The organism is Desulfovibrio biadhensis (assembly GCF_055388615.1).
Genome location: NZ_AP042477.1, coordinates 1,394,628 through 1,418,056 on the forward strand (window position 1 = coordinate 1,394,628; position 23,429 = coordinate 1,418,056).

At 54.3% G+C, this 23,429-nt stretch carries 18 protein-coding genes; 7 read left to right on the forward strand and 11 right to left on the reverse strand.

Annotation, left to right across the window (positions count from 1 at the left end; translation table 11 throughout):
* The first annotated feature begins 204 nt into the window (after positions 1-204).
* The 5 genes from panC (at position 205) to ACZ5EH_RS06130 (ending at position 4,526) form a co-directional block, all read left to right on the forward strand.
* Positions 205-1,065, forward strand: coding sequence for a pantoate--beta-alanine ligase (gene panC, locus ACZ5EH_RS06110; RefSeq protein ID WP_464277242.1), 861 nt, complete (start codon positions 205-207; stop codon positions 1,063-1,065).
* A 19-nt stretch (positions 1,066-1,084) separates the two neighbouring features.
* Positions 1,085-1,765: a DUF502 domain-containing protein gene (locus ACZ5EH_RS06115; protein ID WP_464277243.1), complete on the forward strand. Its 681-nt coding sequence runs from the start codon at positions 1,085-1,087 to the stop codon at positions 1,763-1,765.
* Between the two features lie 12 nt (positions 1,766-1,777).
* Positions 1,778-2,944: a methionine adenosyltransferase gene (metK, locus tag ACZ5EH_RS06120; protein ID WP_464277244.1), complete on the forward strand. Its 1,167-nt coding sequence runs from the start codon at positions 1,778-1,780 to the stop codon at positions 2,942-2,944.
* A gap of 296 nt (positions 2,945-3,240) precedes the next feature.
* Positions 3,241-3,492 carry a hypothetical protein gene (locus ACZ5EH_RS06125; RefSeq protein ID WP_464277245.1) on the forward strand — a complete coding sequence of 84 codons (252 nt, stop codon included), beginning with the start codon at positions 3,241-3,243 and terminating at the stop codon, positions 3,490-3,492.
* Positions 3,493-3,581: 89 nt separating this feature from the next.
* Positions 3,582-4,526 (forward strand): hypothetical protein, encoded by a 945-nt coding sequence (locus ACZ5EH_RS06130; RefSeq protein WP_464277246.1) that lies wholly within the window; start codon positions 3,582-3,584, stop codon positions 4,524-4,526.
* Positions 4,527-4,625: 99 nt separating this feature from the next.
* On the opposite strand, the gene ACZ5EH_RS06135 is transcribed toward ACZ5EH_RS06130, so the two are convergent.
* Entirely contained in the window at positions 4,626-5,681 is a 1,056-nt protein-coding gene (locus tag ACZ5EH_RS06135) for a MerR family transcriptional regulator (protein ID WP_464277247.1), read from the reverse strand.
* A gap of 228 nt (positions 5,682-5,909) precedes the next feature.
* Between ACZ5EH_RS06135 and ACZ5EH_RS06140 the strand changes: the two genes are divergently transcribed.
* Both ACZ5EH_RS06140 and ACZ5EH_RS06145 read left to right on the forward strand, forming a co-directional pair.
* The gene (locus ACZ5EH_RS06140) at positions 5,910-6,902 is read left to right on the forward strand and encodes a TRAP transporter substrate-binding protein (protein WP_464277248.1); all 993 of its coding nucleotides are present in this window, start codon (positions 5,910-5,912) and stop codon (positions 6,900-6,902) included.
* A gap of 674 nt (positions 6,903-7,576) precedes the next feature.
* Positions 7,577-9,247, forward strand: a complete 1,671-nt coding sequence (locus ACZ5EH_RS06145; protein ID WP_464277249.1) for a peptidoglycan DD-metalloendopeptidase family protein — start codon at positions 7,577-7,579, stop codon at positions 9,245-9,247.
* Between the two features lie 94 nt (positions 9,248-9,341).
* Here ACZ5EH_RS06145 and ACZ5EH_RS06150 read toward each other — a convergent pair whose 3' ends face one another.
* The 10 genes from ACZ5EH_RS06150 to ACZ5EH_RS06195 all read right to left on the reverse strand — a co-directional run bounded on the left by ACZ5EH_RS06150 (position 9,342) and on the right by ACZ5EH_RS06195 (position 23,427).
* Positions 9,342-12,584 (reverse strand): autotransporter outer membrane beta-barrel domain-containing protein, encoded by a 3,243-nt coding sequence (locus ACZ5EH_RS06150; protein ID WP_464277250.1) that lies wholly within the window; start codon positions 12,582-12,584, stop codon positions 9,342-9,344.
* 389 nt (positions 12,585-12,973) lie between these two features.
* Complete coding sequence (locus ACZ5EH_RS06155) at positions 12,974-13,156, reverse strand: hypothetical protein (RefSeq protein ID WP_464277251.1); 183 nt, start codon at positions 13,154-13,156, stop codon at positions 12,974-12,976.
* Positions 13,153-14,865 (reverse strand): hypothetical protein, encoded by a 1,713-nt coding sequence (locus tag ACZ5EH_RS06160; RefSeq protein ID WP_464277252.1) that lies wholly within the window; start codon positions 14,863-14,865, stop codon positions 13,153-13,155. Before ACZ5EH_RS06160 ends, ACZ5EH_RS06155 begins: the two co-directional genes overlap by 4 nt.
* Positions 14,866-15,000: 135 nt before the next feature.
* Entirely contained in the window at positions 15,001-16,674 is a 1,674-nt protein-coding gene (locus ACZ5EH_RS06165; protein ID WP_464277253.1) for a hydantoinase/oxoprolinase N-terminal domain-containing protein, read from the reverse strand.
* A 142-nt stretch (positions 16,675-16,816) separates the two neighbouring features.
* Entirely contained in the window at positions 16,817-17,929 is a 1,113-nt protein-coding gene (locus tag ACZ5EH_RS06170; protein WP_464277254.1) for a class I SAM-dependent methyltransferase, read from the reverse strand.
* Complete coding sequence (locus ACZ5EH_RS06175) at positions 17,926-18,609, reverse strand: hypothetical protein (protein ID WP_464277255.1); 684 nt, start codon at positions 18,607-18,609, stop codon at positions 17,926-17,928. Before ACZ5EH_RS06175 ends, ACZ5EH_RS06170 begins: the two co-directional genes overlap by 4 nt.
* Positions 18,610-18,789: 180 nt before the next feature.
* Positions 18,790-19,182, reverse strand: a complete 393-nt coding sequence (locus ACZ5EH_RS06180; protein WP_464277256.1) for a DUF4150 domain-containing protein — start codon at positions 19,180-19,182, stop codon at positions 18,790-18,792.
* An 11-nt stretch (positions 19,183-19,193) separates the two neighbouring features.
* Positions 19,194-19,868, reverse strand: a complete 675-nt coding sequence (locus tag ACZ5EH_RS06185; protein ID WP_464277257.1) for a DUF3540 domain-containing protein — start codon at positions 19,866-19,868, stop codon at positions 19,194-19,196.
* 14 nt (positions 19,869-19,882) lie between these two features.
* Positions 19,883-20,833 (reverse strand): pentapeptide repeat-containing protein, encoded by a 951-nt coding sequence (locus ACZ5EH_RS06190; RefSeq protein WP_464277258.1) that lies wholly within the window; start codon positions 20,831-20,833, stop codon positions 19,883-19,885.
* Entirely contained in the window at positions 20,833-23,427 is a 2,595-nt protein-coding gene (locus ACZ5EH_RS06195) for a DUF2169 family type VI secretion system accessory protein (RefSeq protein ID WP_464277259.1), read from the reverse strand. Before ACZ5EH_RS06195 ends, ACZ5EH_RS06190 begins: the two co-directional genes overlap by 1 nt.
* Positions 23,428-23,429 lie beyond the last annotated feature (2 nt).

Genomic DNA, 23,429 nt, shown 5'->3' on the forward strand with positions numbered 1-23,429 from the left:
CTTGGTGCGCTGCTCAATCGTGTGAAGCAGACGCGCCAGGCAGGTGATAATCACATGGGATGTGGTAAAGGGGCAAGTGGCCTAAGGGTTCTTGGTAGGCAAGTTGTAAAAAAGATGTAAAGGTAGGGATAGCAGGGCCTGGGACCCCTGGACAAGGGTGATGGAAGGGGCTATTTGAAAAATTTTACTACGCAAGGAGAAGTTTTGGAACGGATTGCCAATCCACCGCAAATTCAGGATATGTGCTGGCATTGGCGGAGCGAGGGCAAAATCATAGCGCTTGTTCCGACCATGGGATATTTCCATGCTGGCCACCTGAGTCTTATTTCCTGGGCCAGGGAGAATGCCGACAAGGTCATTGTTTCGCTGTTTGTGAATCCGACGCAGTTTGGCCCTAAAGAAGATTTGGAAGCCTACCCGAGAGATCTGGAGCGCGACGCTGCCCTGGCGGGAGAGCATGGCGCCGATATTCTTTTCATTCCCCCTGCTGCAAAAATGTATCTGCCGGGATTTTGTACCTGGGTGGAAGCGCCGGAGCTGGCTACGACGTTGTGCGGTCAGACCAGGCCTACCCATTTTCGGGGTGTGGCCACAGTGGTGACCAAGCTGTTGCTGCTTACGGTTCCAACCTTTGCGGTATTTGGGGAAAAGGATTTCCAGCAGCTTGTCATCATTCGCAGGGTGGCCCGTGATCTGAATATACGCTCCAGAATAGTGGGGCGCCCCATTGTTCGTGAAGAAGACGGGCTGGCCATGAGTTCACGCAATATCTACCTGAGCCCTGAGGAGCGCGTCCAGGCGCCCGCCATTCAACGTGGCCTGCAGGTGGCGCAGCAAATGGTTCAGAAAGGTGAGCGTGACGTCTCCCGTTTACGAGCTGCGGTCACCGCTTATTATGAAAAGAATATGCCTTTGGGAAAATTGGATTATCTGGAATTTGCAGATCCCGAGACCATGCAGCCGGTGGAGCTTGTTTCCGCCCCTACTCTGGCTGCGGTTGCCATCTACTTTGGCAAGGCAAGACTTATCGATAATCTCGTGCTTGAGGCGGGAAAGAGCGCCTGAGCCCACTACGCCAACCTATATGAATGTATTCAAACGACTTGTACTGGCTGTTAAAAAGATACTGAAGGCGAACCTCATCGCGGGCATTCTCTTTTTGATGCCCTTGGTGGCCACCTTTTGGTTTTTGCATTTGCTCACCGTATGGGTGGACAAAACCCTGCTGCTTTTACCCAGCCATCTGCGGCCGGAAAATTTCCTGCCCTTTCCCATTCCTGGTCTGGGGTTCATCCTCGTATTCGTGGTTCTGCTGCTTTGCGGCATGCTTGTGCGCAATTTGTTGGGCCGCAAGATCGTGGCCCTGGGCGAATATGTCATGAGCTACATCCCCTTTGTCAGCAAGGTCTACAAGGCTGTCAAAAAGCTCGTAGAATCTATTTTTTTCGGGGCAGGCAAGGATTTCAAGAGAGTTGTGCTCATTGAATACCCCCGCCGTGGCATCTACGCCCTGGCTTTTGTCACAGGAGAGGCAACCGGGGAGGTGCAGGCGAAAACCTCCAAGCGCTGTCTGAACGTCTTTTTACCCACGACGCCAAACCCTACTTCCGGCTTTTATCTGTTGGTGCCTGAAGAGGATGTGACGCCGCTCGATATGACAGTGGAAGAATCTTTCAAGCTTCTGATGTCCGGAGGCATTCTCAGTCCTGAAAAAGCAAACGGCCGCGAGGGGGCCGCTGCAGCCGTGCAGGCAACAAACAATTAACGGGAGGTTCTCATGAAACCCAAGGGCAAATACTACTTTACTTCGGAGTCCGTGACCGAAGGCCATCCCGACAAGGTGGCCGATCAGATATCAGACGCCGTGCTCGATGCGTTGCTGGAGCAGGACAAACGTTCGCGCGTTGCCTGTGAAACGCTGGTGACGACAGGGTTGGCCTTCATCGCAGGCGAGATAACCACCAGCGGTTACGTGGATTTCCCCGCCATTGTTCGCGATACCATCAAAAACATTGGCTACTGCCATTCTGATATGGGCTTTGATTGGGAAACCTGCGCCGTTGTTTCGTCCATTGATAAGCAGAGTATGGATATTGCCCAGGGTGTTGACCGGAACGATCCCGAGTCACAGGGCGCCGGCGACCAGGGCATGATGTTCGGATTCGCCTGTACCGAGACCGATACGCTGATGCCCGCCCCGATATATTGGGCGCACAAGCTTTCCCGCCGCCTTGCTTATGTGCGAAAGGAAAAGATTCTGGATTTCCTGCGGCCAGACGGCAAGACAGAAGTTTCCTTTGAGTATGTGGACGGCAAGCCCACCCGCATCGATACGGTGGTAATCGCCACCCAGCATTCTGACAATGTGTCCTACCAGGACCTTGTGGATGCCGTGCGGGAAGAGGTCATCGTAAAGACGCTTCCTGAGGAATTCTTTGACGATAAGACCAGAGTTTTCATCAATACCACAGGGCGGTTCGTCATCGGCGGCCCCATGGGCGACTGCGGCCTCACTGGCCGCAAGATCATCCAGGATACCTACGGCGGCATGGGCAACCATGGCGGCGGTGCTTTTTCCGGAAAGGACCCCTCCAAGGTTGACCGTTCCGGGGCCTATATGGCCCGTTATATTGCCAAGAATGTGGTTGCCGCTGGGCTGGCGCCGCGTTGCGAAGTGCAGATAGCCTATGTCATCGGTGTGGCGGAGCCTGTTTCCGTACGCGTGACCTCGCAAGGGTATGGTGACATCCCTGACGAAATTCTGACCAAGGCCGTGAATGAAGTTTTTGATATGCGTCCATACTATATTGTGAAGGAACTGGACCTGCTGCGCCCGATTTATAAAAATTCCGCCTGCTACGGCCATTTTGGCCGCGAGCGTGTTGAATTCACCTGGGAGCGTACAGACAAGGTCGAAGACCTCAAAACCGCAGCAAAGGTGTAATTCCCCCTCGTTTTTTATCGCGACTGCATGTGAAGCAGGAATATCCTGCAATGGCATATAGCTGGTAGCTTCGTATTCCAGACCAGGCTGAAACGCCCCGTTTGTATTTGAAAGAGCATACAATCGGGGCGTTCTTGTGCGGAGCGCCTATTTTCTACTGGGAAAGTATGAAACTGTAGTTGCAGAAATGCAATATAAGTTTTAATTTTGTAAACACGATATGAAGAAATATATATTTCCTTGCTAAAAAAAGGAGAGACGTATAAAAAAGGGGGTCTACTCAGTGGAGATACTGAATGCAACGCATAGTTCTGACAACAACTATACTCTTCTCCATGCTGGCTGCCGCTCCGAATGGAAACAACGACAAGGGCAATGCCCAAGCGCAGGGCAGCGCCTATTTTTCTGATATGCTGCAAAATGCCCCGGATTATTTATATTATGACGGGCGCTGTAATTGTTTTCGCGAAATGGGGCGCTCTCTCGATCATTCCGGAGATCAAAGCGCCCCTGGCTTGAATTCAAACGAATCATCGCAGCCAGATTAATCAGTCAAAAAATTTCCATCCCACCCCTAAAGACAGGGCGATTTCTGCCGAAGTGTATGGCAATGGCGTGTTGCGCCATGGAGAAAGCCATGCAGATCCACGGATATATGGGCTCAGGCCTGAACACTTTCATCAGCCGCTTCGGCACTTCTCAGAACAGCAGCCTGTTCGGGGGAGATGCCTATGGGCTCAATGTCCGTCAGATATCCGGAAATAACGCTTCCTCAGACGATACCAGCGGCATCAGCCAGACTTTTGCTCAGGATATCATCAACCGCATCTCCACCCAGGTTGCCCCCGAAGACGAAGCCGCCACAAAGACGGAGCAGCTTGAAGAAGGGGCGGAAGCCACCCTGGAGCAGGAAACAGCCACTGCCCCTCCGGATAGCGAATCAACTGAACCAAAAGACACCACCTCGATTGAGCACTCTCTGGCCGAAGCCGTGGACTTTGTGCGGGCCAATTTCGGCGATGCTGCGGCGCAGGCCACCATGGGCCTCATTTATAAGAATGTAGGCACAGAAGAGATCACGGAAGATTCACTGGGCGAAGGGCTGCTCGATGCCCTCAAGTTCGTTGATCGCAACTTTGGCATGGCGGCGGGTGACAAGCTCATGGCCCATTTCAACCAGGGTGTTAACAACGCGCTCAATGACTACTTCGACAACGGGCTCATGGAGACCTTCTACGCCGCCAACAGTGCTACGGGGACAGCAGGGACTGCGCAGCAAGGGCAAACGCTTATGCAGAATACCACGCTTTCCGCAGCCATGCAGGACCTGGCCAAGCAATACGGCGGGGACGTGGCAACGAGCATTATGGATTCGCTTGAAGCTGCCATGCAGGAGACGAACTCTCCTACAAAAGCGCTGCGTATGACTGTTGAGCAGGCGGGCGTGGATATGGCTGCGCAATACGGGGGCGAAGCAGAAAACCACCAGGCGCTCATCGGACAGTCACTTGCTCCCTTGCTGCATGGTAATTCCTTCAATTCCCTAATGCCTCACGGCTCCCAACTCGACATTCGGGTATAGGATTCCAAACATACATGATGACGCCTGGTTTTGCGCTTCCTGTCCGTTTTATCGGCGCAGGAGGGCATTGTCTTGTCGCGAGCCGGTTCTGGATTAGCGTCAGCTCATATCCTCCGGCCTGTCTTCCGCCCGAGGAAGTTCTTTCATCTGTTTGATAAAAGCATACAAGTTTGCGGGAGGCATGTCCTTTCCAGAAACATCAAGCCGGGTAAGCAATGTCACGGTGTTGCCTTTTGGCGTAGTGACGCTCTCCACTTGAAGCACATAGTTTTGCGGGCGGATGGCAGCTTCCTGATCCAGCGTCATGGACCAGGTTCCAGCCTCCCCACTTTGCCAGGAGATGGTAAAATCATGGGGCGCTGAAAAACTCCTGCGAACCATGGCAATGAAATCGTTCAAGGAAAACGCGCCCTCAGATTTGCCAGCGATCCCGAGATACTCTCCCGCTGCGCTTCGCACCACAAGAGGGGGGGATAAAATCGCTTCCGGAGGCGTCTCGGGAAGGGAAAAATCTGTTGCAGCAGAAGGTGTTGGGGGTTCTCCAGTATGGACAGATGCCGTAGCCAGGCGGTATTCGCTGCTATCACCGTACATGTTGCGGATGATGACCCTTTTTTCGGGGGATTCCGGCAGGGGATGGCGCGCCTGTTCCTGGATAAGCTGTCGCAACTCCGATAACAATCTGCCTTGAGCGCTTTCCTGCATTTCATGCGCGGTCAACAGTTTATTGTGGCAGTTGGTAATCAATTCTTGCAAGGCCACGAGTTTCTCATTGGTTCTTGCCTGTTCCTGAAGCACGGTGGCGAGGGTGCTTTCCAATGCTTCAAGCCTGGCTTCGCCAGGGCAAGGGGAAGGATCAGTGGTGCTTTCTGCTTGAATATCGATGGGTGACGATTGCTTACTTTTGTTCTTTATCTTGCTGAATTTATGATTGAGTTCAGTTCTGATTTCTTCCACGGAAAGATCTTTCTGAAACCCCTCGCGAATGCTCAGGGCCACATCCATCACCACTGGTTTAAAGCGAAGCGGCTTTCCATGGCTGTGCAGGGGGAAAAAAAGCGGAAACTTGCGGCGATAGCTTTTGACTGTTGTTTCAGAAACACCGAGACGCAGGGCGATGTCCTTGTGTGTTATGCTATCGTCACCAATCGTCATGCTTATTATGCCTTGTAAAAGTGCTAATCTTGAATATCGATATCCATTGAGTCCCCTGCCTGTCAAGGCGCATTTCCTAAAAGACTGCTCAGAATGTGGTGTGCGCGAGAGTATCTTGCGTCACCCATTGCAATGGCGTAGCAAGGGTGCTCAGCACAGAGACAGGAAACGCCCTCGATTCCATTCATGTATTTTTGGCAACTCGTTGTTCTTCACACTGGAGGCTGCATGAGCACCTTGTATCGTTTTACTCGTCTTGTTTGCGTTCTGGTATTGCTTGTCTTTATGGCATTTTCACATGATGCAATGGCCATGACCGTTAAGCTTGGCCTGGTGACAACGCCAGGATCAGCGCAGAACATTTGCGCTGAAAAGTTCAAAGAGCTCGTGGAACAAAGAAGTGGGGGCGACATTGAGATCAAGATATTCCATTCCGGAAGTCTGGGAACGGAAACCGAGATACTGCAGCAAGTGCAGTTGAACGCAGTGCAGATGGCCATAGTAACCTTGGGTCCCTTGGATGTTTTTGTGCCCGAGGTAAAAGTTGTGGCCTTCCCGTTCATGTTTTCCGGTTACGATCAAGTGGATGCGGTTCTGGACGGAGAGTTGGGTGACAAGGTCCTGTCCAGTCTGGAAAAAGCGCAATTCAAAGGGCTGGCGTTTTCCGAAAACGGATTTCGTAATGTTACCAACAGCAAGCGGCCTGTTAAAACAGTGGACGACGTCAAAGGCCTCAAAATTCGTGTAATGGAAAGCGAACTGCACAAGGAGCTGTGGCGGACACTGGGCGCCAACCCCACACCCATGGGGTGGCCGATCTACAGTGAACTGCAGCAGGGCACCATTGATGGTCAGGAAAACCCCCTTTCCGTCATTGTGAACTACAAGTTGTATGAGGTGCAGAAGTACCTTTCGTTAACCGGTCATGTCTATTCGGCGCACATAAATCTTGCCAATCTCGAATGGTTCAACGGACTAGATCCTGCAACGCAATCCCTATTGCAAAAGGCAGCCCGCGACGCTGCCGCTTTTCAGCGTAAATGGAATCGTGACAGTGAAGAGGCATTTCTACAGACCCTGGAGGACCAGGGCATGAGTATCATCACCAACCCGGATATTGAATCATTCAGGGAACGGGTTGATACATTGAAAACACACTCCATATTCGCTGGAGAAGAAGTGCAGAAATTGCTCAATGCGTTCCTTGCCGCCACACATTAAATTCGATCATGATGGCAATCAACGTAAAATGAACAAATTGTAATGACTCATGGCTCGACTGGGGCTGAAGTCCTTGCTATCAGGAGAAACGCGAAACTGGAGAAGTCCTCTTTGCGGGCTTCATGTTTTGCCTTTCAATTGCACAAGAGCCACGACTTGGAAGAGAATTTTTTGATCCCGGACGCATCGACCGTTTCGTTACAGTGGTGCAAACAACGCGGTGCAATCCAGGTGTCATGTGTTCTTGGAAAACGTCTAATGTCCCTGGCTTCTGTAAAGTAAGCGGTTCGATCATGCGTCGGGTAGAGCGGTAATTTGCTCAAGCATTATGAATTGTAAGGAAACAAGCTGCTTTGCTGCGCCATTGTTGGGCAGTGGAAGCAGTAGTGTATAAAGTTTGTAAAATATCTAGCAAAAGTCTAGACAGGGATTGCCGGCCCGTGTAGGGTTGCGACTGCTAGCGCCCTACGCTAGGCCGGTTTTAGCTACTTCTGGACGTTGCCAGGAAGGGTGTTTGCCGCGTCATCGTGTGCAGCATCTTCTGCAACGATCTATGCTTTGTGCTGGCCAGCCTGGTGCATGAATCTGCCTGGCTCATGAATTTGACAGATGCTCCCTGAAGCTGAAAATCCGAGACCCAAGTCATGTCTCTGATGCCCCGAGGAAAATAAGGAATGCGTACGCAGAATCAAGACGAGTCCAAAAAAGGTACTGCCAAAAAACTGGTGTTGGGATGTCTGGTCTTGCTCTTGGTAGCGGCTCTTGGGGGGGGCGGCTATCTCATTATGAGCGGTAAAGGCGCCGACAATACTGACCAGACGGCTTCTTTTGATCCCGATGATTACGTGGAGGTAGCAGTTTCCGGCCATGAGCTTGCGATGCAGAATCTCGAGCCTGGCTGGGATGTGAAGAGCCTCATGAATGCGCATCTTGATCACGATCCGGATCAGGGTGACGCCTCGGCACAGGCTGCAGCCGACAATGGCGTTATCGTGGCTGATCCTGGCAAGGTCGCCAGCGCCGGAGTACAGGCAGAGGCCGACGCGCAGGCCGAACTCAGGGCTGCCCATGAGGCCGAGTTGGAAAAGGCCAAAAAGGGAGCTGAGCACAGAGACAGGCTAGCGCGGTTGAAAAAGCGTCTGGACGCCATGCGCGCGAAACAGGCTGCAGAAGCTGACGATGACGCACACCAGGAAGTGGCTGACAGTAGTGTGCCAACCGTCAGAAAAGGGGTTATCGCCCCCGGCGAAACAGTATCGCAACTGCTTGACGATTACCTGTCTCCAGCCGAGGTGGAAGAGCTGGCGCAGCTTTGCAAGGACGTTTACCCCCTGAGTCAGGTGAGGGCGGGCAATGCCTATGCCGTCACCGTCTGGGAAGGGGATCTGAAACGATTCGAATACAGTATAGACCGTACCAAGAATCTGGTTGTGCGCAAAACCAGCGATGGCTTCAAGGTCGGTGAAAAACAAGTTGATTTTGATATTTACACTGTTCGCGTGGCTGGCGACATCAGCTTGAGCCTGTTCGGCGCCATTGAGCGCCAGGGCGAGAGTGGAGCTCTGGCCATGCGGTTGGCGGATATTTTTGGCTGGGAAATAGACTTTATCCGCGATATCCGCGCGGGCGACTCCTTTCGTGTCCTGGTTGAAAAGCGCATGCACGATGGCAAGCTGATTGGGTACGGTGATATTCTTGCTGCGGAGTTCACGAACCAGGGCATCCGCTACCAGGGGTTCCTGTTCCATGACGAGCTTGGCTACCCTGGATATTTCGACCCCGATGGCGAGAGCCTGAAAAAGGCGTTTCTCAAAGTGCCCTTGAAGTTCAGCCGCATCTCTTCGGACTTCTCCTGGCGGCGGCTGCACCCCATATTGAATAAATACCGCCCCCACCCTGGTATCGACTACGCCGCCCCAACGGGGACACCTATTCATGCCGTTGGAAACGGTACGGTCACCTTTGCAGGCTGGATGCGTGGCGGTGGCAATTCCATCAAGCTGCGGCACATGAATGGTTATGAAACTTACTACATGCATATGAGCCGGTTGGCCAAAGGCATGAAGAAAGGCGTGAAGGTCGAGCAGGGCCAGGTTATCGGCTATGTGGGCAGCACTGGCCTAGCCACTGGCCCCCATCTAGATTATCGCATGAAGAAGAACGGTAACTTTCTCAATCCCCATAAGGTGGAAAACCCCAGAGCCGCGGCTTTGCCTGACTCTCTGATGGCTGCTTTCACTAAACGGGTCCGTCAACTCACTGCCCACCTGGAAAACGAAAAATTCCAGCCTGTTCTGGACTTTGCTCTGGATAAGGATGGTATCCAGGACGTTGCCGCGCGTTAAGCGCCTGTCAGGTAATACTCGCTTATAAAAATGAAAAGGGGATGGTCATACGGCCATCCCCTTTCTTATTTGATTCTGGTAAGTAAGCCTTTTTTTAGAACAGATATTCCAAGCGCAGTCCGCCGGAGATGGCGTTGTGGTCTTCACGGGCAAATTCTACGCTTGTGCGCGCCATGATATTGAGGCTGTCGCTTACTCCCCAAGTTACGCCGGCGTCCAGCTGCCCCGCGTGGTAGCGATTGTCGGCCGTGTCTACGGAGTAACTCCCGTTGTAGCCTATGAATGAGGAGGTGATAGAGCGCCCTCCGTCAAACCATTCGGCGTTCCAGGAAACCTGCACCTCGGGCGTGATAGTGCCCACTGAAGTCTCGAATGCCCGCGTGACGCGCGCCCCCAATTCCGTGTTCAGGGATTGGGTGTCCCGGGCGCTGATTTTCTGGCCTATCTGTCCGGCGTCGTCTTCCTCTATGCTGTCCTCGTTGAGGGTGCTCCAGGCCAAGGACGCCACAGGACCAAAGGTGAAGCCTGCTTCGTGGAAGTCGTAGCCACCGCCCAAGGCAAATGTCAGGTTGGTGCCGGTCCAGTAGGCGTTTGCAGTGCGGGGCATATCGGGCAGGAGCAGGTACTTGCTGGAGGTATACCTGTCAAAGCCGAACCGGGCCATGGCGTCAAGATACAGGGCGTCTGTGTGGTATCCGGCAAGCGCCGCCACGGACCATTCCACAACCGTGCCCTTGCCGTCGCCAAGGCCGTCCTGGTCTATATTCTGGGAGAAAAAACCGGGAGCAATGCCAAACGTCCAATTTGGGGAAGGGTGATACAGGAGTCCGGCTGTAAACCCCCAGGTGGTGGCGTCGTAGCCTGTGCGGTCACTGCTGGAATCCTGGCTGGCGTATGAGCTGAAGGGCTGCAGAAACATGGAGACATCGTGGGCTATGCATGCTTCGCCCACCCGTTCGCCAGCAGCCAGGCCGGTAGCGCTGTTTGGCGCATGATTGAAGTTGCCGGCGAATTGACGGCCAGACGCCACGCCCCCGCTGCGCAGGCCGGCACGTTGGGCCGTTGTCAGTGCACGGCCGCCTTCCAATGCACTTTGGCTGAAGGCGTCGTAGGACTCTGCAGAGAGGGATTCCATGGCGTTGCTGATCGCGTCTGCAGAGGAAAAATCCAGTCCGGCCAACATCTGGGCCATTTCACCAGTAGCGTCGTTGGTTGCATCGGTCAGCAGCCGGGACAGGCTCTTGGTGCGGCTGCTCCGGGCAAAGGCCGTGTAGGGTGTAGTGCGCTCCACCTCAACATCCATAGAAATGCCTGATTGCGTGGTTGAGAAGGTCAGCGTTGGGGAATCATAGAGCACCGACGTTGCACTGAAGGTGCCGTTGATGCCGCCGTAGGCTAGGAGAATCTCCCAGCTGGTACCGGAGCTGAAGAGGTCACCGGTTTCAGGCACAATGACAAGCGCGCCATCGAGATTTGCCGTGCCTGACACATGGAGTTGGTCACTGCTGTTTGCGTCCACTTCGGCGTACAGCGTACCTGTGGCGGTTTGTGTGTAGTCGCCATTTATGGTCAGGGTGCCGATGGAGCCGCCCGGACTCACCGTGCCCGCGTTGTTTACATCATTCGCCACGGTTCCGTAGCCGCCGAGAGTGCCCCCCTCCTTAACATTGAGCGTATTGTTCACTGTTACGCCCTGGTCTATCAGCAAGGTGGCGTTGGAAAGGATGTCCACGGTATTCGTGTTTGTCAGGCTCGCGTCTGATCCCCATATCCAGTTTGTAAGGGTGGCGCCGTCACCTACGTTCAAGGTTTCTATGTTCTGGAAGGTGTTGGCCAATGTGCCCATGCCGAGCAGCGTCAGGAGATCGTTGCCGCCGCCCAGGTCTACCAGGCCGGTGAGGCTCGCCCCCGTATCCAGGGTCAGAAGGTCGTCAGCAGCGCCGGTCCTCAGGGCCCAGGCGTTGCCGCTGCCAGAGGTGTCCTCGGCGTACAGTGTGCCGGAAAGATAAAGGTTCGCGGCTCCTGTTGTCTCTATTGCTGCAGCATGGTTAACGCCAATAGCACTGATCGTACCTGTAATCCTTACGGGTGTGGCGGCATCGCCCCCGTTGAGGATATTGGAAACGTGGATGCCAGTGGAGCCGTTGCCTTCACTTTTGGCGCTGATCGTTCCTGAGAGTGTGTTTATGTATAAGTTCGCATTTGAACGGATGCCAAATGTCCAACTATTTTCGCTCGTAGCGCTGACCGTTCCGGAAAGTGTGCCTATGTCGATATCGCCTGCAAACGAATGCAACCCATAGGCCCGAAGATCATCACTCGTAGCGCTGACGGTGCCTGACAGAGTGGTGATGCTCATGGCATTATTTGAGAAAAGCCCGTAAGCATTTTGGTTGTTTGATGTGGCGCTGACCGAGCCGGAAAGTGTGGTGATGCTCAAGTCATCCCTAGCAGAAAACCCGTAAGCTTCGTCGTTGTTATCTGTGACGCTGACAGTTCCTGAAAGTGTGGTTATATCAATGTTGCCTGTCCTTGTATAAAATCCATATGCTACGTCATCTTCTGCAGTTACGTTTACCGTACCTGACAATGTATTTATGGTGATGTCTCCAATGGAAGAATAAAGCCCAATGGCGCTGAAGCCGTTGCTCAATGCATTCATAGAGCCTGACAATGTGCCAATGTTCAGATCATCATTAGAAAACAGCCCATAGGTTGATTGGGTCCCGCTTGTAGCGCTGACAGAACCGGACAAGGTGCCGATGTCAACGGCTCCATTAAAAAATATTCCATAGGCCTGATGGTTATCGCTCGTAGCGATGATAACGGTGTTGGCTCCCAAGCTAGTGATATACAACGAGACTCCGTTACCATACAATCCAACCATACTGCTCGTTCCGGAGGTAGCAATAGTAAGTGGCGATGCACCGCTAAAATCAAGGGTGACATTTGATGCCACATCCAAGCCGTGGTTGTTCGTATTATGATTGGTAATTTCCACCGCAAAGCCGGAATTATTGATGAACGAGGCATCGTTGTTCAGAGTGGTGCCTGGTGCGGTAATTATGGTGTCCGCATTAACACCAAAGACAATGGTGTCCGCGTTACCTGCGTTCACTTCGTCCAGCGCATCACTGTAGGTGCTGTCATCGTATGCGTTCACAATGAGGGCGTATGCACTGACGGGATACAGCCCCCAGAGGGCCAGACAGAGCACTCCACACAACAGTAATCCCTTTTTCCAGCAAGCAGCATAAGACGCAAACGTCTCAGCCATGATGCTTTCCTCCAAAATCTTGTGCCCTTTAATGGCTACAACAACGCAAACCTTCGGCATGCGAAAAGCTCTCCCTTGTGTATGACTTTGCTATGACGGCCCCGAACCAGACGGATATGAAGGGAGAACACGCGAGTGCGTTATTTTGGGTCGATAACTATGCCTTTTTTAGAAGAATCTACGAAATGTAGACAAATTAACAAAAAAAGGCAAATTATATTAAGGAGATAGTGTATAGGAGAGAAGAGGCCGTCTTGAATACAATGTGGAAAAAAAAATGTGCCTTATGATCACAAGAAAAGGGGTGGGAGCCTTGATAAGCAATTTTAATCGTACTGCTGCAGGACGCAGCAACGCAAAAAAAACGCCACGGAAAGAGCCATATTGGCTTTTTCAGTGCAGCGGAACTAGTACTGCGTTTATGTAACAGTGGGCTTTTAGAAGCTTTGTCATCCTTTGGCTTTCAGAATGATAGGGAGTAGAATCGCCGCCAGAATGCCAAGAAGTGGCGGCAACCACAGGGGCGCAACCACCCACAGCCAGGACCACCGGACGCGTCCGGTCAGCTTAAGGAAAACGAACAGCCCGGTAAGCACCAGCATAATGATCAACAGCAGAATACTGTCCATCACGAGTCAGGCTCCTCATTGTGGTTGTCGGGAAGGGCGGGCTTTGCTTCGGCACTGTGCAGCGTAAGCTGCGGAAAGGGGATGTTCCAGCCTTCACGGGTGCATGTTTCCACGCAAACACGTTGGAACATGCGGGGGATGGTGAAGTATTTGTCTGCCAATGCGCCTGAAAAGTCGCCAAAAAAGATAATGTCCAGAGAAGACGCGCCCGCCTGGTAGAAATCTACTGTAATGGACGTGGTGTGCTCCATGTACCCTGCTGCCTCCAGGGCTTTCTCCATGTTTGCTTTGAAGGTTTCCACCATGGTCGAGGTAGCTATATTCTGGTTTTGGTAGTCCACGCCGAAAACGGAACGGACAATGAATCCTGTGGAGAGAACAACAGGATTTTGATCCATGAAAGCAGAAGTAGGGTATGTTTTGAAACTGCCGCCAAAGAGCATGAGGCGGACCATGTCCGGATTTTGCTGCACCACCTTGCCGAACGTTTCATCCGCAAGCAGAACCCAATCGCCCTTGCGGGTGGGGAACCAGGGTTCGTCATGGCCAAAGGGGCGCGACGAGCTTTCAATAAACTGATTGAGTCGAACGCGCAGCCTACCTCCGGAAAGCTCCGGGTTGTTCAGGCGAGTGTAGTAATGCAGGCGCTCCACCAGCCATGGCACGCCATTGTATATGATCCGCTCCCCTTCTCGTACCGAGCCCACGTTGAGTATCAGCTTAATTTCCTCAAAGTACTGCATGAGCCCTGATTTGGCGCTCCACACTATGGAGAAGACCAGAACAAAGGAGATAACAAGCATGAGCCAATCACCTGCGGCGTAGAACACTGCCAACGCCGAAAAACAGGCAAAAAGAAAGATAATGAAGATAAAGGTGATGTTGAAAAGGCGTAACAGGAAATTCTTTTTCTCTATTTCCTTGAATTTTGGCCTGTTGAAGATGAATTCCTTGCACCAGCGCAGCAGCATGAAGACTGTAAAGAAGGTAATGAGCGCTATAAGTAAGTGCTTGCCCCTGTTCTTTATAAAAGTTCCGAAGAGGTCGCTTATACTTTGCGGGAGAGAGCGCTCGTTGTTCCTGATTTGCTCCAGACCAAAGCGGGCAACCTGCAGATTGTTTTCCAGGTCTGTCTTGCGCTCCACCCATGTGGCGCGGACGTCCTGCAATTCACGACGGACCTTTGCATCCGAGGTTTCGGCAATCAGCTTGTCAATGCGCGCCAAGGCGCTTTCCAACAGGGGTAATGCCTGGTTTATCTGGTCGATTTCCGTACGCAGGCTGTCAATCTGTCGGGGACGTTCGGTAAGATTCTGCAATTCCCGCAACAAAGGGGCCAGAATGATTTTAAGCTGATCGTTCCAGGTAAAAGTCTGCTCCTCAGAATCCTGCAGAGCATCCAACCTGCCGCCAGCAGCGAGACTTTTAAAAGTGTCTTTTTGCTCCTCGATGTCGTCCTGCAACGCAGCTATTTGCTCTTGCAGATCCTTACGGCGGTTTTCATCCACAGTCATGCGCAACTGGCCTTCCAGAGTGCGCAGCGTCCTGCTTTTGCGAGTCATGGAATCCAGAAGGACCTGCAGCATGGAAAGCGCTTCTTCCTGCCGGCTCTTTTTGGAATCATCCTTATTTTCCACACTGGATGCAGGCGTGGAGGGGATGTCCTTACTTGTTTTTGGGGCGGCGTGAACGCCAAAAGCAAACAAAGACACTGAGAAGAACAAAACAAAGCACGAGGCTATAAGAAATAACCTCGTGCTGTAGATATGTAGGTTGGGGCTGTTTTTCATTGACGAATAATATCTCGCGAGAAACACTATTCTGTCAAGATGGGTAAGTTGCTTGCATCACTCCTTGTTCGCCATGGCAGCAAGTGCAATCAACAGGGCGCCGTAAGCGTTGCCCACCTGAAAGAACCTGGGGAAAACTGCCTCGCTCTGCAGGGATTCCGCCACGCCCGGCAGCAGCAATGAAGCAGCAGCGCCAACGCCGATAATAGGCATATTCAGGGTGAAGTGGACGCCCAAATGTTTGAATTCTCTGCGGCGTTCCAGAATGCCCGACATGGAGCCACTGGTTTCGGCCTGCAGCATATAATGCAGGATGGCGTCTTCTATAGTCTCCTGGGCCTTGTTCAAGACCATGCCGCAGATTTCTTCTCCTTTGATGCCGAGAACCCTTCCCATGGCGCGGGCGCCCGCCACAGAATGCTGCCCGTTGCCCATGTCCATGCGGCCAAGGGCATGAAGCGCATCCGTAGGCGTGAATCCAGTTTCCTTCACGACCTGGTTGCGCACCAGGGCGTCGAGGCTGCGCTCTATCTGGGGTGCAGAGAAGCGCAGCTCAGCAGAGACGGTTTCGGGCGTGCAGGGGCCTTTTTCGCGCAGCAGGCGGACGATGGGGTCGTCCTTATGCGCTTCAAGGCCCTGGCCGCCATCTTCGAGCATCAGGCATTTGCCGGTCTGATCTGCGCCCAGCCAGTCCATAGGGTCGGGCAAAGCATCTCCAGCCAGGCAAAGGGGCGTAACCCTGCGCGGCCCTACCTTGAGTTTTTTCGATTTGCCGAAACAGGCATGGGAATCACCACCAACGCCTGCAGTGTGCATGGCTACAGCCCGTACATGGGTCTTCAAGTCGCCGATACGTTCGCCATCCTGGGCAATGACGGGTTTGCCGGCCTGCAGCATGGTCACGTCCGTGCTCGTGCCGCCCACATCCACCACAACGGCGTCCGGAACGCCTGCGCCTTCCATGCCGAACCAAGTGGTGGCGGCAGGGCCGCTGCCAACCGTAGAAGCGGCCTGCATGGGACCTTCCTGCATGGGCAAAGGCGTTGCATCGCCACGGATCATGATGGTTTCGCAGGAAATGCCCAGACGCGCGATACTTGCCTCCACGCCTTCAACAAAGCATTGCATCACCGGCATCAGTTTGGCGTTCAGCACGGCCGTGGCTGCGCGGTCCTTGAAGCCAGCCTTGTCACTGCACTGGTGTGAGCAGAAAACAGGCTTGGGATCGACCATGGCTATGGCCTTTGCCGCCACCAGTTCGTGGCTGGCATTTTCCATGCTCATGGCGCCGCACACGGCGTAGGTATCCACGCCGCACTTGCGCATGACCTGCACACCTTCAAGTAGTGCTTCCAGGTCGAGCTCGGCGATTTCCGTACCGCCAATGGTGTGGCCCCCTGTGACGAAATGTTGCGCCAGCACAGGAAGATCCAAGGGGGAAGGGTTGCCTATGGAGAAAAATCCGACCTGGCCGCCGGTATTTTCAAGTACTGCATTGGTGGCGAGGGTGGTGGAGACGGCTATCAGCTTGATCTGCTCTGGAGGGCAGCCGGCATTGTCTAATAAGGCCTCCAAGGCCTGGGCCACGCCTATTTGAATGTCGGCGTGGGTGGTGGGAACCTTGACTGCCTCGATCACCTCATTGGTATCAAGGAGCATCATAACGGCATCCGTGTAGGTGCCGCCCGTATCGATGCCAATGCCGTATCTTTGGGCTGCGCCCTCAGTCATTTTTGTCTCCATGATAGCTGAAAATTGATTTGCAGTATGAGTGGTGCCTGGGTTCCAACGCAATCCGGGAAGCAGTAACGCGGCTGCGTCCAGGAGGCAACCCCTGCGGCCGGACCGCTGCCCGTTACAGGAGCAAAGGCGGTCAGCCTTTCCTACAATAATAGTGCAGGTTGAAGGAATCGTTGGGAACAGGTGAGACTTCCACCTCAGAAAATCCGGCTGCAGAAAGCATGTGCAGTGCGCGTTTACGCCCCCACATCATGCCGAGGCCGGCGCCGCCGTCATACAACCCCACCGGCATGCAGTGCATGAGGCTGACCATGTACAGAAAAGGCGCCATGGGGTGTTCCAGATTGCTGGAGAGATCGCTTTCTGCGGCAATATCGACCATGGAAAAGCGGCCGCCTTGCCTGAGCATGACCTGGATGGATTCCAGTGCCTGCATGGGATGTGTCTGGTCGTGAATCGCATCGAGGGCGATCATATAATCGAATGCGCCGTGCCAGCCGCCACCGTCCTTGGCTTTTGCAACATCCACGAGGGAGAATGTCGCGTTGTCGCATCCAGCAGCGGCAACCTTGTTTCGCGCCGTCGTGAGCGCTTCAGGGTCTATATCCATGCCCATGAAGCGGCTGTTTGGAAAAGCCTGGGCCATGAGCAGCACGGCTTCGCCCTCTGCACAACCCACATCGCATACGTCTATGCCGGCTTCGAGTCTTTTGTAGAGCGCGCCATTTTCTATGGCAGGCAAAAACGTTCCGACAAACTCCTTGCGCTGTTTGGCTTCGGCCAGTTCTCCCATGAACTGCTGGAAACGGGGGTAGTTCGCGTAGGGAACGCCCTCTCCGGTGGAAAACCCCTGCTGCACGGCGTCCATGGCGCATTGCGTCAAAAGGGGCATTTCCTGAGTGTATACGCCCATATTGGCGCTGCCGGCCTTACGCGTAAGCACGGCGGCATGCTCTGCAGGCAACAGAAAGCGTTCGTTACGCTGCATGCCGTCATCCTCTGTGAGGGGCGCAAACGATTCCACTATGTCGCCTGCCGCCATGGCGCAGAGCCACTCATACACGTAGCGCTTATCCAGACCTGCTTCAGTTGCGATGGTGGCGGCGTCTGCAGGGGCGCCCAAACTGTCCATGGCCTCGAACAATCCCAGGGAATAGCCAAGGGCGCACGCCAGATTCAGTGCGCCTTCGTTGAGCATGCGTGTCATGCGTTCCGGAAACGAGAGCCCTTTGCCGGCTTGGGTCATTTTTCTTCCCCGGTCTGGCGCAGCACGCTCATGGCGACCAGGAGCATGAGCAGGGACATGGCGATCAGCAGCATGCGCGAGGAAAAGAAAGAGCGGGAATGATCCACCAGCATGGAGAAGTAGGCATTCAGGCAGACCAGAGAAGAGCACACGTAAAAAGCCATGGCGGTTTTTCTGCTGATTATTACGTATCGGGAGTGGAGGTTTGCCTGCATGGCAAGAGTGATGATGAACATGCCAATGAGACTGATAAGGAAACTGCCGTACTGGACCCAGCCTATTTCGCCCCAGTAAGGGTCGAACAGGTCTTCGGACACGATTTTCTTGACTCCTTCGATGCGGGCTCCAACATCAAAGACAGGCTCGCCGCCAGTGGTGAACATTTCAATGATAACAGTATCACCAGGATTCAACAACGCCGGTGCAATACTTGCTTTGCTTGCGGAGAACGAGAGGTGGGTGTTTATGTCCGTAGGAATAAGGCGGTGCCTCAGTTGGACTATTTTTGTTTCGTTCTTGATGGTTATTTGAATAGGCGTGTCAAATTCATCCCGGGCAATGGGGATATTGCCGGTATTCTTAACAATAACAGTGGAAATGTAAGGTTGGGGGACGATCTTGCCATTGACGCGCAACTCTATTTTGGGGTCGGGATTATCCACAGGCGCGCTGAGAGGCATCACCTCCAGGGTTTTAATGAGCAGCCCCTTGCCAGGTAGGTTGATGTGTGGAATCCACTAGGCCATGACCAGAAGAATGAAGACGATGACCAGCGTTGCCAGTGTCGGCCAGTGCTTGTTGATGTAATTATACATAAGGTCCTCGCAAGGGTGGCGGAGCAAAGATAAGCATGCTCCGTATTAACTTTTGATGATTACCTTGGTCTGGCTGGGTGCGGCCGCCAGGCCCACTGCATTGTTATCGTTGTGAGAGGTGGGCATGGAGAGCCGGACAGCGGGGATGCCATCGATCATAATCTTGACACTCCCTGCGTTAAATTTCACTGGGCCCATTATCACATTGGAAGCCACACCGCCGGTAGCACCGGCCTGATCCCCATTGCTGGGTGAGAATGTCGTGTTCTTGTTCACGGCAGGTGAACCGCAAATAAAGACTTTGGTTGAGACGGGCGCTCCCTGGGCCGGACTGACGATATTTGGATACGGTATAGGCACCTGTGCAGGCCCTATGGGAGTTTTGCACACGTCTGCTGGGCTCATTAGGCTGCCACCGCCTGCGGTTATGGCAAACATGGGCGTTCTCCTTATCCAAGGTTGATGGTGGAGCCGTCGATGGAGACGTCTTCTTCAGCCACTATGGATGCCTGGCCGCAACGGGTGGTCATGCGCCCCTCCACCTCTGTGCGCAACTGCCTGGCCTTGTGCTGCTCGAAACCGCTTGTGCGCAACATGCGGCCCACAACGGCTGTACAGCGGCGTGTGAACGTGGTCATGGAACCAGCAACACTGCGTATATGCTGCACTTTTGCGTTCAGGGCGCCCCCTGTAAGCTCCAGCCCCAGAAAGCGCACCCTGGTCTGTACAGCATCGATGTCCAGCTCATTGCCCTTGATGGCGCAGCGCTTGTCCCGAGCGCCAAGCTCCAGGTCGGCCGGGCATTGCAATTTCCATGTGGATGCGGCTTTCTCCAGAACCTGGAGCATCCAGCTTTGCCCTTGGGGCGCATGGTAAACAAGCACCGTGTCTCCGGGGTCAGGAAGCAGAACGCAGCCAGCCGCGCGGCGGACCGCGCAACTGCCACCGCTTTCAAAGATAACGGTAAAGGCTTCTTCCTGCCGGTCCGTCACCTTGGCGGTGACGAGTTCGCCCTGCTGCTGGGGCGTTTCTTGTGATTGCTGCGGCACAAGGCGCAAGGAAGCGTCGTTATGAACGCTCGCGCCTGTGCGGCGTTGGATGATTCGTGCTGTGTTCCGAGACATAGTACGCTCCAGGTTCATGAACGGTTGCGGTCGGGTTTCGGGGACCATGTTTCGGCGGCAAGGAGTTCTTTGTCCGTCTCCCTGACCCCGCGCATGTCCGCACCGGTGAAATTTGCGGCTTCCTGGTCGATGCGGTGCAGATTTGCCCCCCGTAATGAGGCGTTGGAAAAGACAGCGCCTTCCACCTTGGCGCTGGAGAAATCGGCATAGTCCAACAGTGTGCTACGGAAATCAGCGCCATCACAATACGCATCGGCAAAGTAGCCATTGATAAGGCGAGCGCCTGTAAACCGGGCTTGCCCGAGTCGCGCTTCGGCGAAGCGGGGTGTATCCAGGTGTGCGCCGCTCAGGTCGGCCTGGCGCAGATCGGCGGCGTCAAAACAGGTAAACGCGCCGGAGACGCCGGCAAGGGCGGCTTTTTGCAGGCTGGCCTGATCGAACCGGCATTTTTCAAGCACCACATGCTGCAGGTTGGCTTCATTGAGCAGGGCTTTTGTGAACACGCCCTTATGCAGGGTGCATCCACGCAGATCACAGCCACTGAAGTCGGCTTCCATGCACATGGCCGTGTCCAGAACAGCTTTGGCCAGCAGCGCGGTTGTCAGGTTGGCAGCCATCAGGGACGCCCGGAACAAATGCGCCTTGCGAAAATCGGTTTCGGTGAATGTGCATGTGTAAAAGGCGGCGCGGGAAAGGGTGGCTTCGCGAAAATTCACACGCTCCAGATTGCAATGCTTGAAATTGCAAGAAGCGGCGTTGGCGTTTTGCAAAGACGCGTTGCTCAAGGTGCAGTTGGTAAATAGCACATCCGTCAAATCGGCGGTATCGAGTCGTATGGCCGTGAGGTCACAGTCCTGGAATACCGCACCGGCGAGATTTGCCCCCCGCAGGTCCTGGCGGGCCAGATCGGCGTTCAGGATGGGAGCGCCTTGTTGCATGGCGTCTTGAATCCAGGCGGCGTCCATTATTTTTGCCTCGTATCGTCAAAAATGCCGGGTTGCAGCAGTGTGCGCCCCAGATTGCAGTCAGTAATGGCATCGGGATTCAGGCGGGCGCGGTAAACATCTACCCCGAAGAGGTTGGCGTTGGTGATGTTGGCCTGACTGCAGTCCGCCCCCCGCAGGGAACCTTTTAAGAGGTTCAGGCCGAAGAAGTCGGCTTTTTGGAGGACTGCCTTGGAGAAATCAGCATGTTTTGCAATGGCCATGCGCAGGGAGACATCTGTGCATGAGCAGGCGTAAAAGACGGCATGATTCAGGTTAGCGCCATCGAAATTGCATTTATCAAGGGTTGCTCCACTAAATTTTGCCCGGGAGAGGTTGGCGCGAACAAAACTGCTTCCTGTTGCGTTGGTGGCGGCGTCCATGCGGCAACCTTGCAGGTTTGCGTCAGGGAACCATGCGCCTTGCAGTGTGGCGCCGCCTAGTTTCAAATCCGCACCGCTGCAGGCTTCCAGGGTCGCATCGGTAAGGTTTGCGTTGCTGCAGTCTGCCTGATGCAGATCAGTTTCCTGAAGCGAAACGCCCTGCAATATGGCACCGAACATATTTGCGTGGCGAAAGCGGGTTCCTTTGCCTGTGGTCGCGAAAAAGGAAGCGCCTTCAAGGGTTGCGTTGGAAAAATTGGTGCGGTCGAGGCTGGTCTTGGAAAAATCGCAATCCTGGCAGAATGCGTCGCCAAGGTCTGCGGCCTCGAGATCGCTCCCCGTGAATGACACGCCCAGCAGAAATGCCCCCCGCAGATTGGCGGAACGCAGGTCCTGGCCGGAAAAGTCGCAATCGCTCAGATCGTACCCTTGCATTGATTTTCCGCTGCGGATGCGCTCCAGCGCCTGTTCCGTATCTAGTTTCAAAGCCAGTTCGGGGAGTGGTTCTTCCTGGGGCGCTGGTTGTGTGCCGGCAGGAGGAGGCTCCTCTGCTACGGTACTGCGAAATTGTTCTTCAAGCATGGAGAGCGATTTCATTACAGTGGAGAATTCCATCCACCCTTTGAGGCAGTCCTCCAGACCGGAACGCAAGCTCTCCGGTATATCCGGTTTTGCCAGCATGGCGCGTACGGTGGTCAGGTTTTCTTCGAGATTTTGCTCCACGGCATCCTGCGGGTATTGCTCCAACAGGTTCTGCAATCCTTCCGGTGAGGTGTCGAGTCCATTATCTGAAAGAAATTTCATGGCGGCGTCGTGCATGTCCGCGACCATGTCCTCGAGGTTGCCGGTGCTTTCGATTTCAGGCGTGCTTTGCTTAAGTGTCTCAAGATAGGCTTTGGCTTCTTCGCTGGTGATGCCTACTGACGCCAGATAGGCTTCCATTTCGCCTTCCATTTCAGCGACAAGTCCTTCCAGTTGCGAAACGGCATCCGAATCCATAACGGGTGGAGGAGAGGGCGTCGCCATGGCCTCCCCTCCGAGCCCGGTAGCAGCGGCCAGGCCGGCAACCCCGGCGGCCATTGCGCCTGCTCCAAGCCCTGTGCCTGCCGCGTCGGATTCCTGCTGGGTAGGTGGCGCTTCTGGCGTAAATGGGCTGGCCTCCTGGTCCTGCTCAAAACGCGCCGTGTACGTCGACATAGGGCGGGCAGGGGCGTCAAGCGGTTCAAGATCTGCCACTATCGCTGCAATATCAGGGCAATCCTCGCCTTGCGTGTGGCTGACGCCACGGAACAGCAGCACCCCTGTTTCCTGCTCGGGAAAAAGCCAGACCGTTTCCAGCTGGGTGGCGATTTCTTCCTGCGTCTGATTGTCGCGCTGGAGAAAAAGGCGGCAGCGCCAGCCAGGCAGTTGTGATGCCAGGGTGGCGTGCTCAGGGTGCATGTTGCGGCAGGAGACGGGCTCATCACCCGCAAAATATACTCCGTCAGGAAGCCGCTGTTCCTTAGGGGCGCTGCATGCGTACTCGGGCGCATGGTCCCTGGGAACACCGGGCCAAAGCTGTTCGAACCACCCTTTGTCTGGTGTGCCATATAGCCTGGAGCGTTGCGGCCAGTGCGGCGGCATGGCGCCGAAGCCTGCAGGCTCGGGGCGGTCTGCGGGGGAGGCTATCTGTCGGCTGGGCGACTCTACATTCGGCAGCGGCACAATGCCTTCTTCCACCTTGGCAATGCCTTTGCCCTGGGGGTTCTTGGCGAATGACGCGCCTCCAAAAGCGTGGGACCAGTCCAGGGGCATGCGTGTAAAGGGCAAGGGTTCGCTGGTGGCCTCGCCGCGCCAGAACCGGTCACCAAATACCAGCAGCTTGTTGGAAAGCGAGCCGCACGAGACACCGACTTCCGCAGCGCGGGTTTCTTCCTGCTTATTGCAGGCGCCGTACGCCAGGAACTCGCCACGTGGTTTTGGGTGGCCGATGTCCAGGACGTCGCCTTCCGGCAGTGCGCTATCAATGCATTGCCATAGTGCGTCTGCTTCGAGAGGTTCAGGCGCCGCTTTTGTGAGTGAGAACCCGGCAATGACGGCGATGGCAAGTAGATCGCTATTTTTATTGCGGTCTTGTTGCAATAGCTCCCAGCGTGGCAGCCATGGATGGCTGACTGTAAGCAGAGATAGATGAGGTGGTAACAGCAGCTTCATTG

Coding starts and splice junctions, on each gene's coding strand:
- ACZ5EH_RS06115 (WP_464277243.1), top strand. CDS start 1,085: ATGAATGTATTCAAACGACTTGTACTGGCTGTTAAAAAGATACTGAAG.
- ACZ5EH_RS06165 (WP_464277253.1), bottom strand. CDS start 16,674: ATGACTGAGGGCGCAGCCCAAAGATACGGCATTGGCATCGATACGGGC.
- ACZ5EH_RS06190 (WP_464277258.1), bottom strand. CDS start 20,833: ATGGACGCCGCCTGGATTCAAGACGCCATGCAACAAGGCGCTCCCATC.
- ACZ5EH_RS06175 (WP_464277255.1), bottom strand. CDS start 18,609: ATGCCTCTCAGCGCGCCTGTGGATAATCCCGACCCCAAAATAGAGTTG.
- ACZ5EH_RS06170 (WP_464277254.1), bottom strand. CDS start 17,929: ATGACCCAAGCCGGCAAAGGGCTCTCGTTTCCGGAACGCATGACACGC.
- ACZ5EH_RS06140 (WP_464277248.1), top strand. CDS start 5,910: ATGAGCACCTTGTATCGTTTTACTCGTCTTGTTTGCGTTCTGGTATTG.
- ACZ5EH_RS06130 (WP_464277246.1), top strand. CDS start 3,582: ATGCAGATCCACGGATATATGGGCTCAGGCCTGAACACTTTCATCAGC.
- ACZ5EH_RS06185 (WP_464277257.1), bottom strand. CDS start 19,868: ATGTCTCGGAACACAGCACGAATCATCCAACGCCGCACAGGCGCGAGC.
- ACZ5EH_RS06180 (WP_464277256.1), bottom strand. CDS start 19,182: ATGTTTGCCATAACCGCAGGCGGTGGCAGCCTAATGAGCCCAGCAGAC.
- ACZ5EH_RS06125 (WP_464277245.1), top strand. CDS start 3,241: ATGCAACGCATAGTTCTGACAACAACTATACTCTTCTCCATGCTGGCT.
- metK (WP_464277244.1), top strand. CDS start 1,778: ATGAAACCCAAGGGCAAATACTACTTTACTTCGGAGTCCGTGACCGAA.
- ACZ5EH_RS06195 (WP_464277259.1), bottom strand. CDS start 23,427: ATGAAGCTGCTGTTACCACCTCATCTATCTCTGCTTACAGTCAGCCAT.
- ACZ5EH_RS06145 (WP_464277249.1), top strand. CDS start 7,577: ATGCGTACGCAGAATCAAGACGAGTCCAAAAAAGGTACTGCCAAAAAA.
- ACZ5EH_RS06150 (WP_464277250.1), bottom strand. CDS start 12,584: ATGCCGAAGGTTTGCGTTGTTGTAGCCATTAAAGGGCACAAGATTTTG.
- ACZ5EH_RS06135 (WP_464277247.1), bottom strand. CDS start 5,681: ATGACGATTGGTGACGATAGCATAACACACAAGGACATCGCCCTGCGT.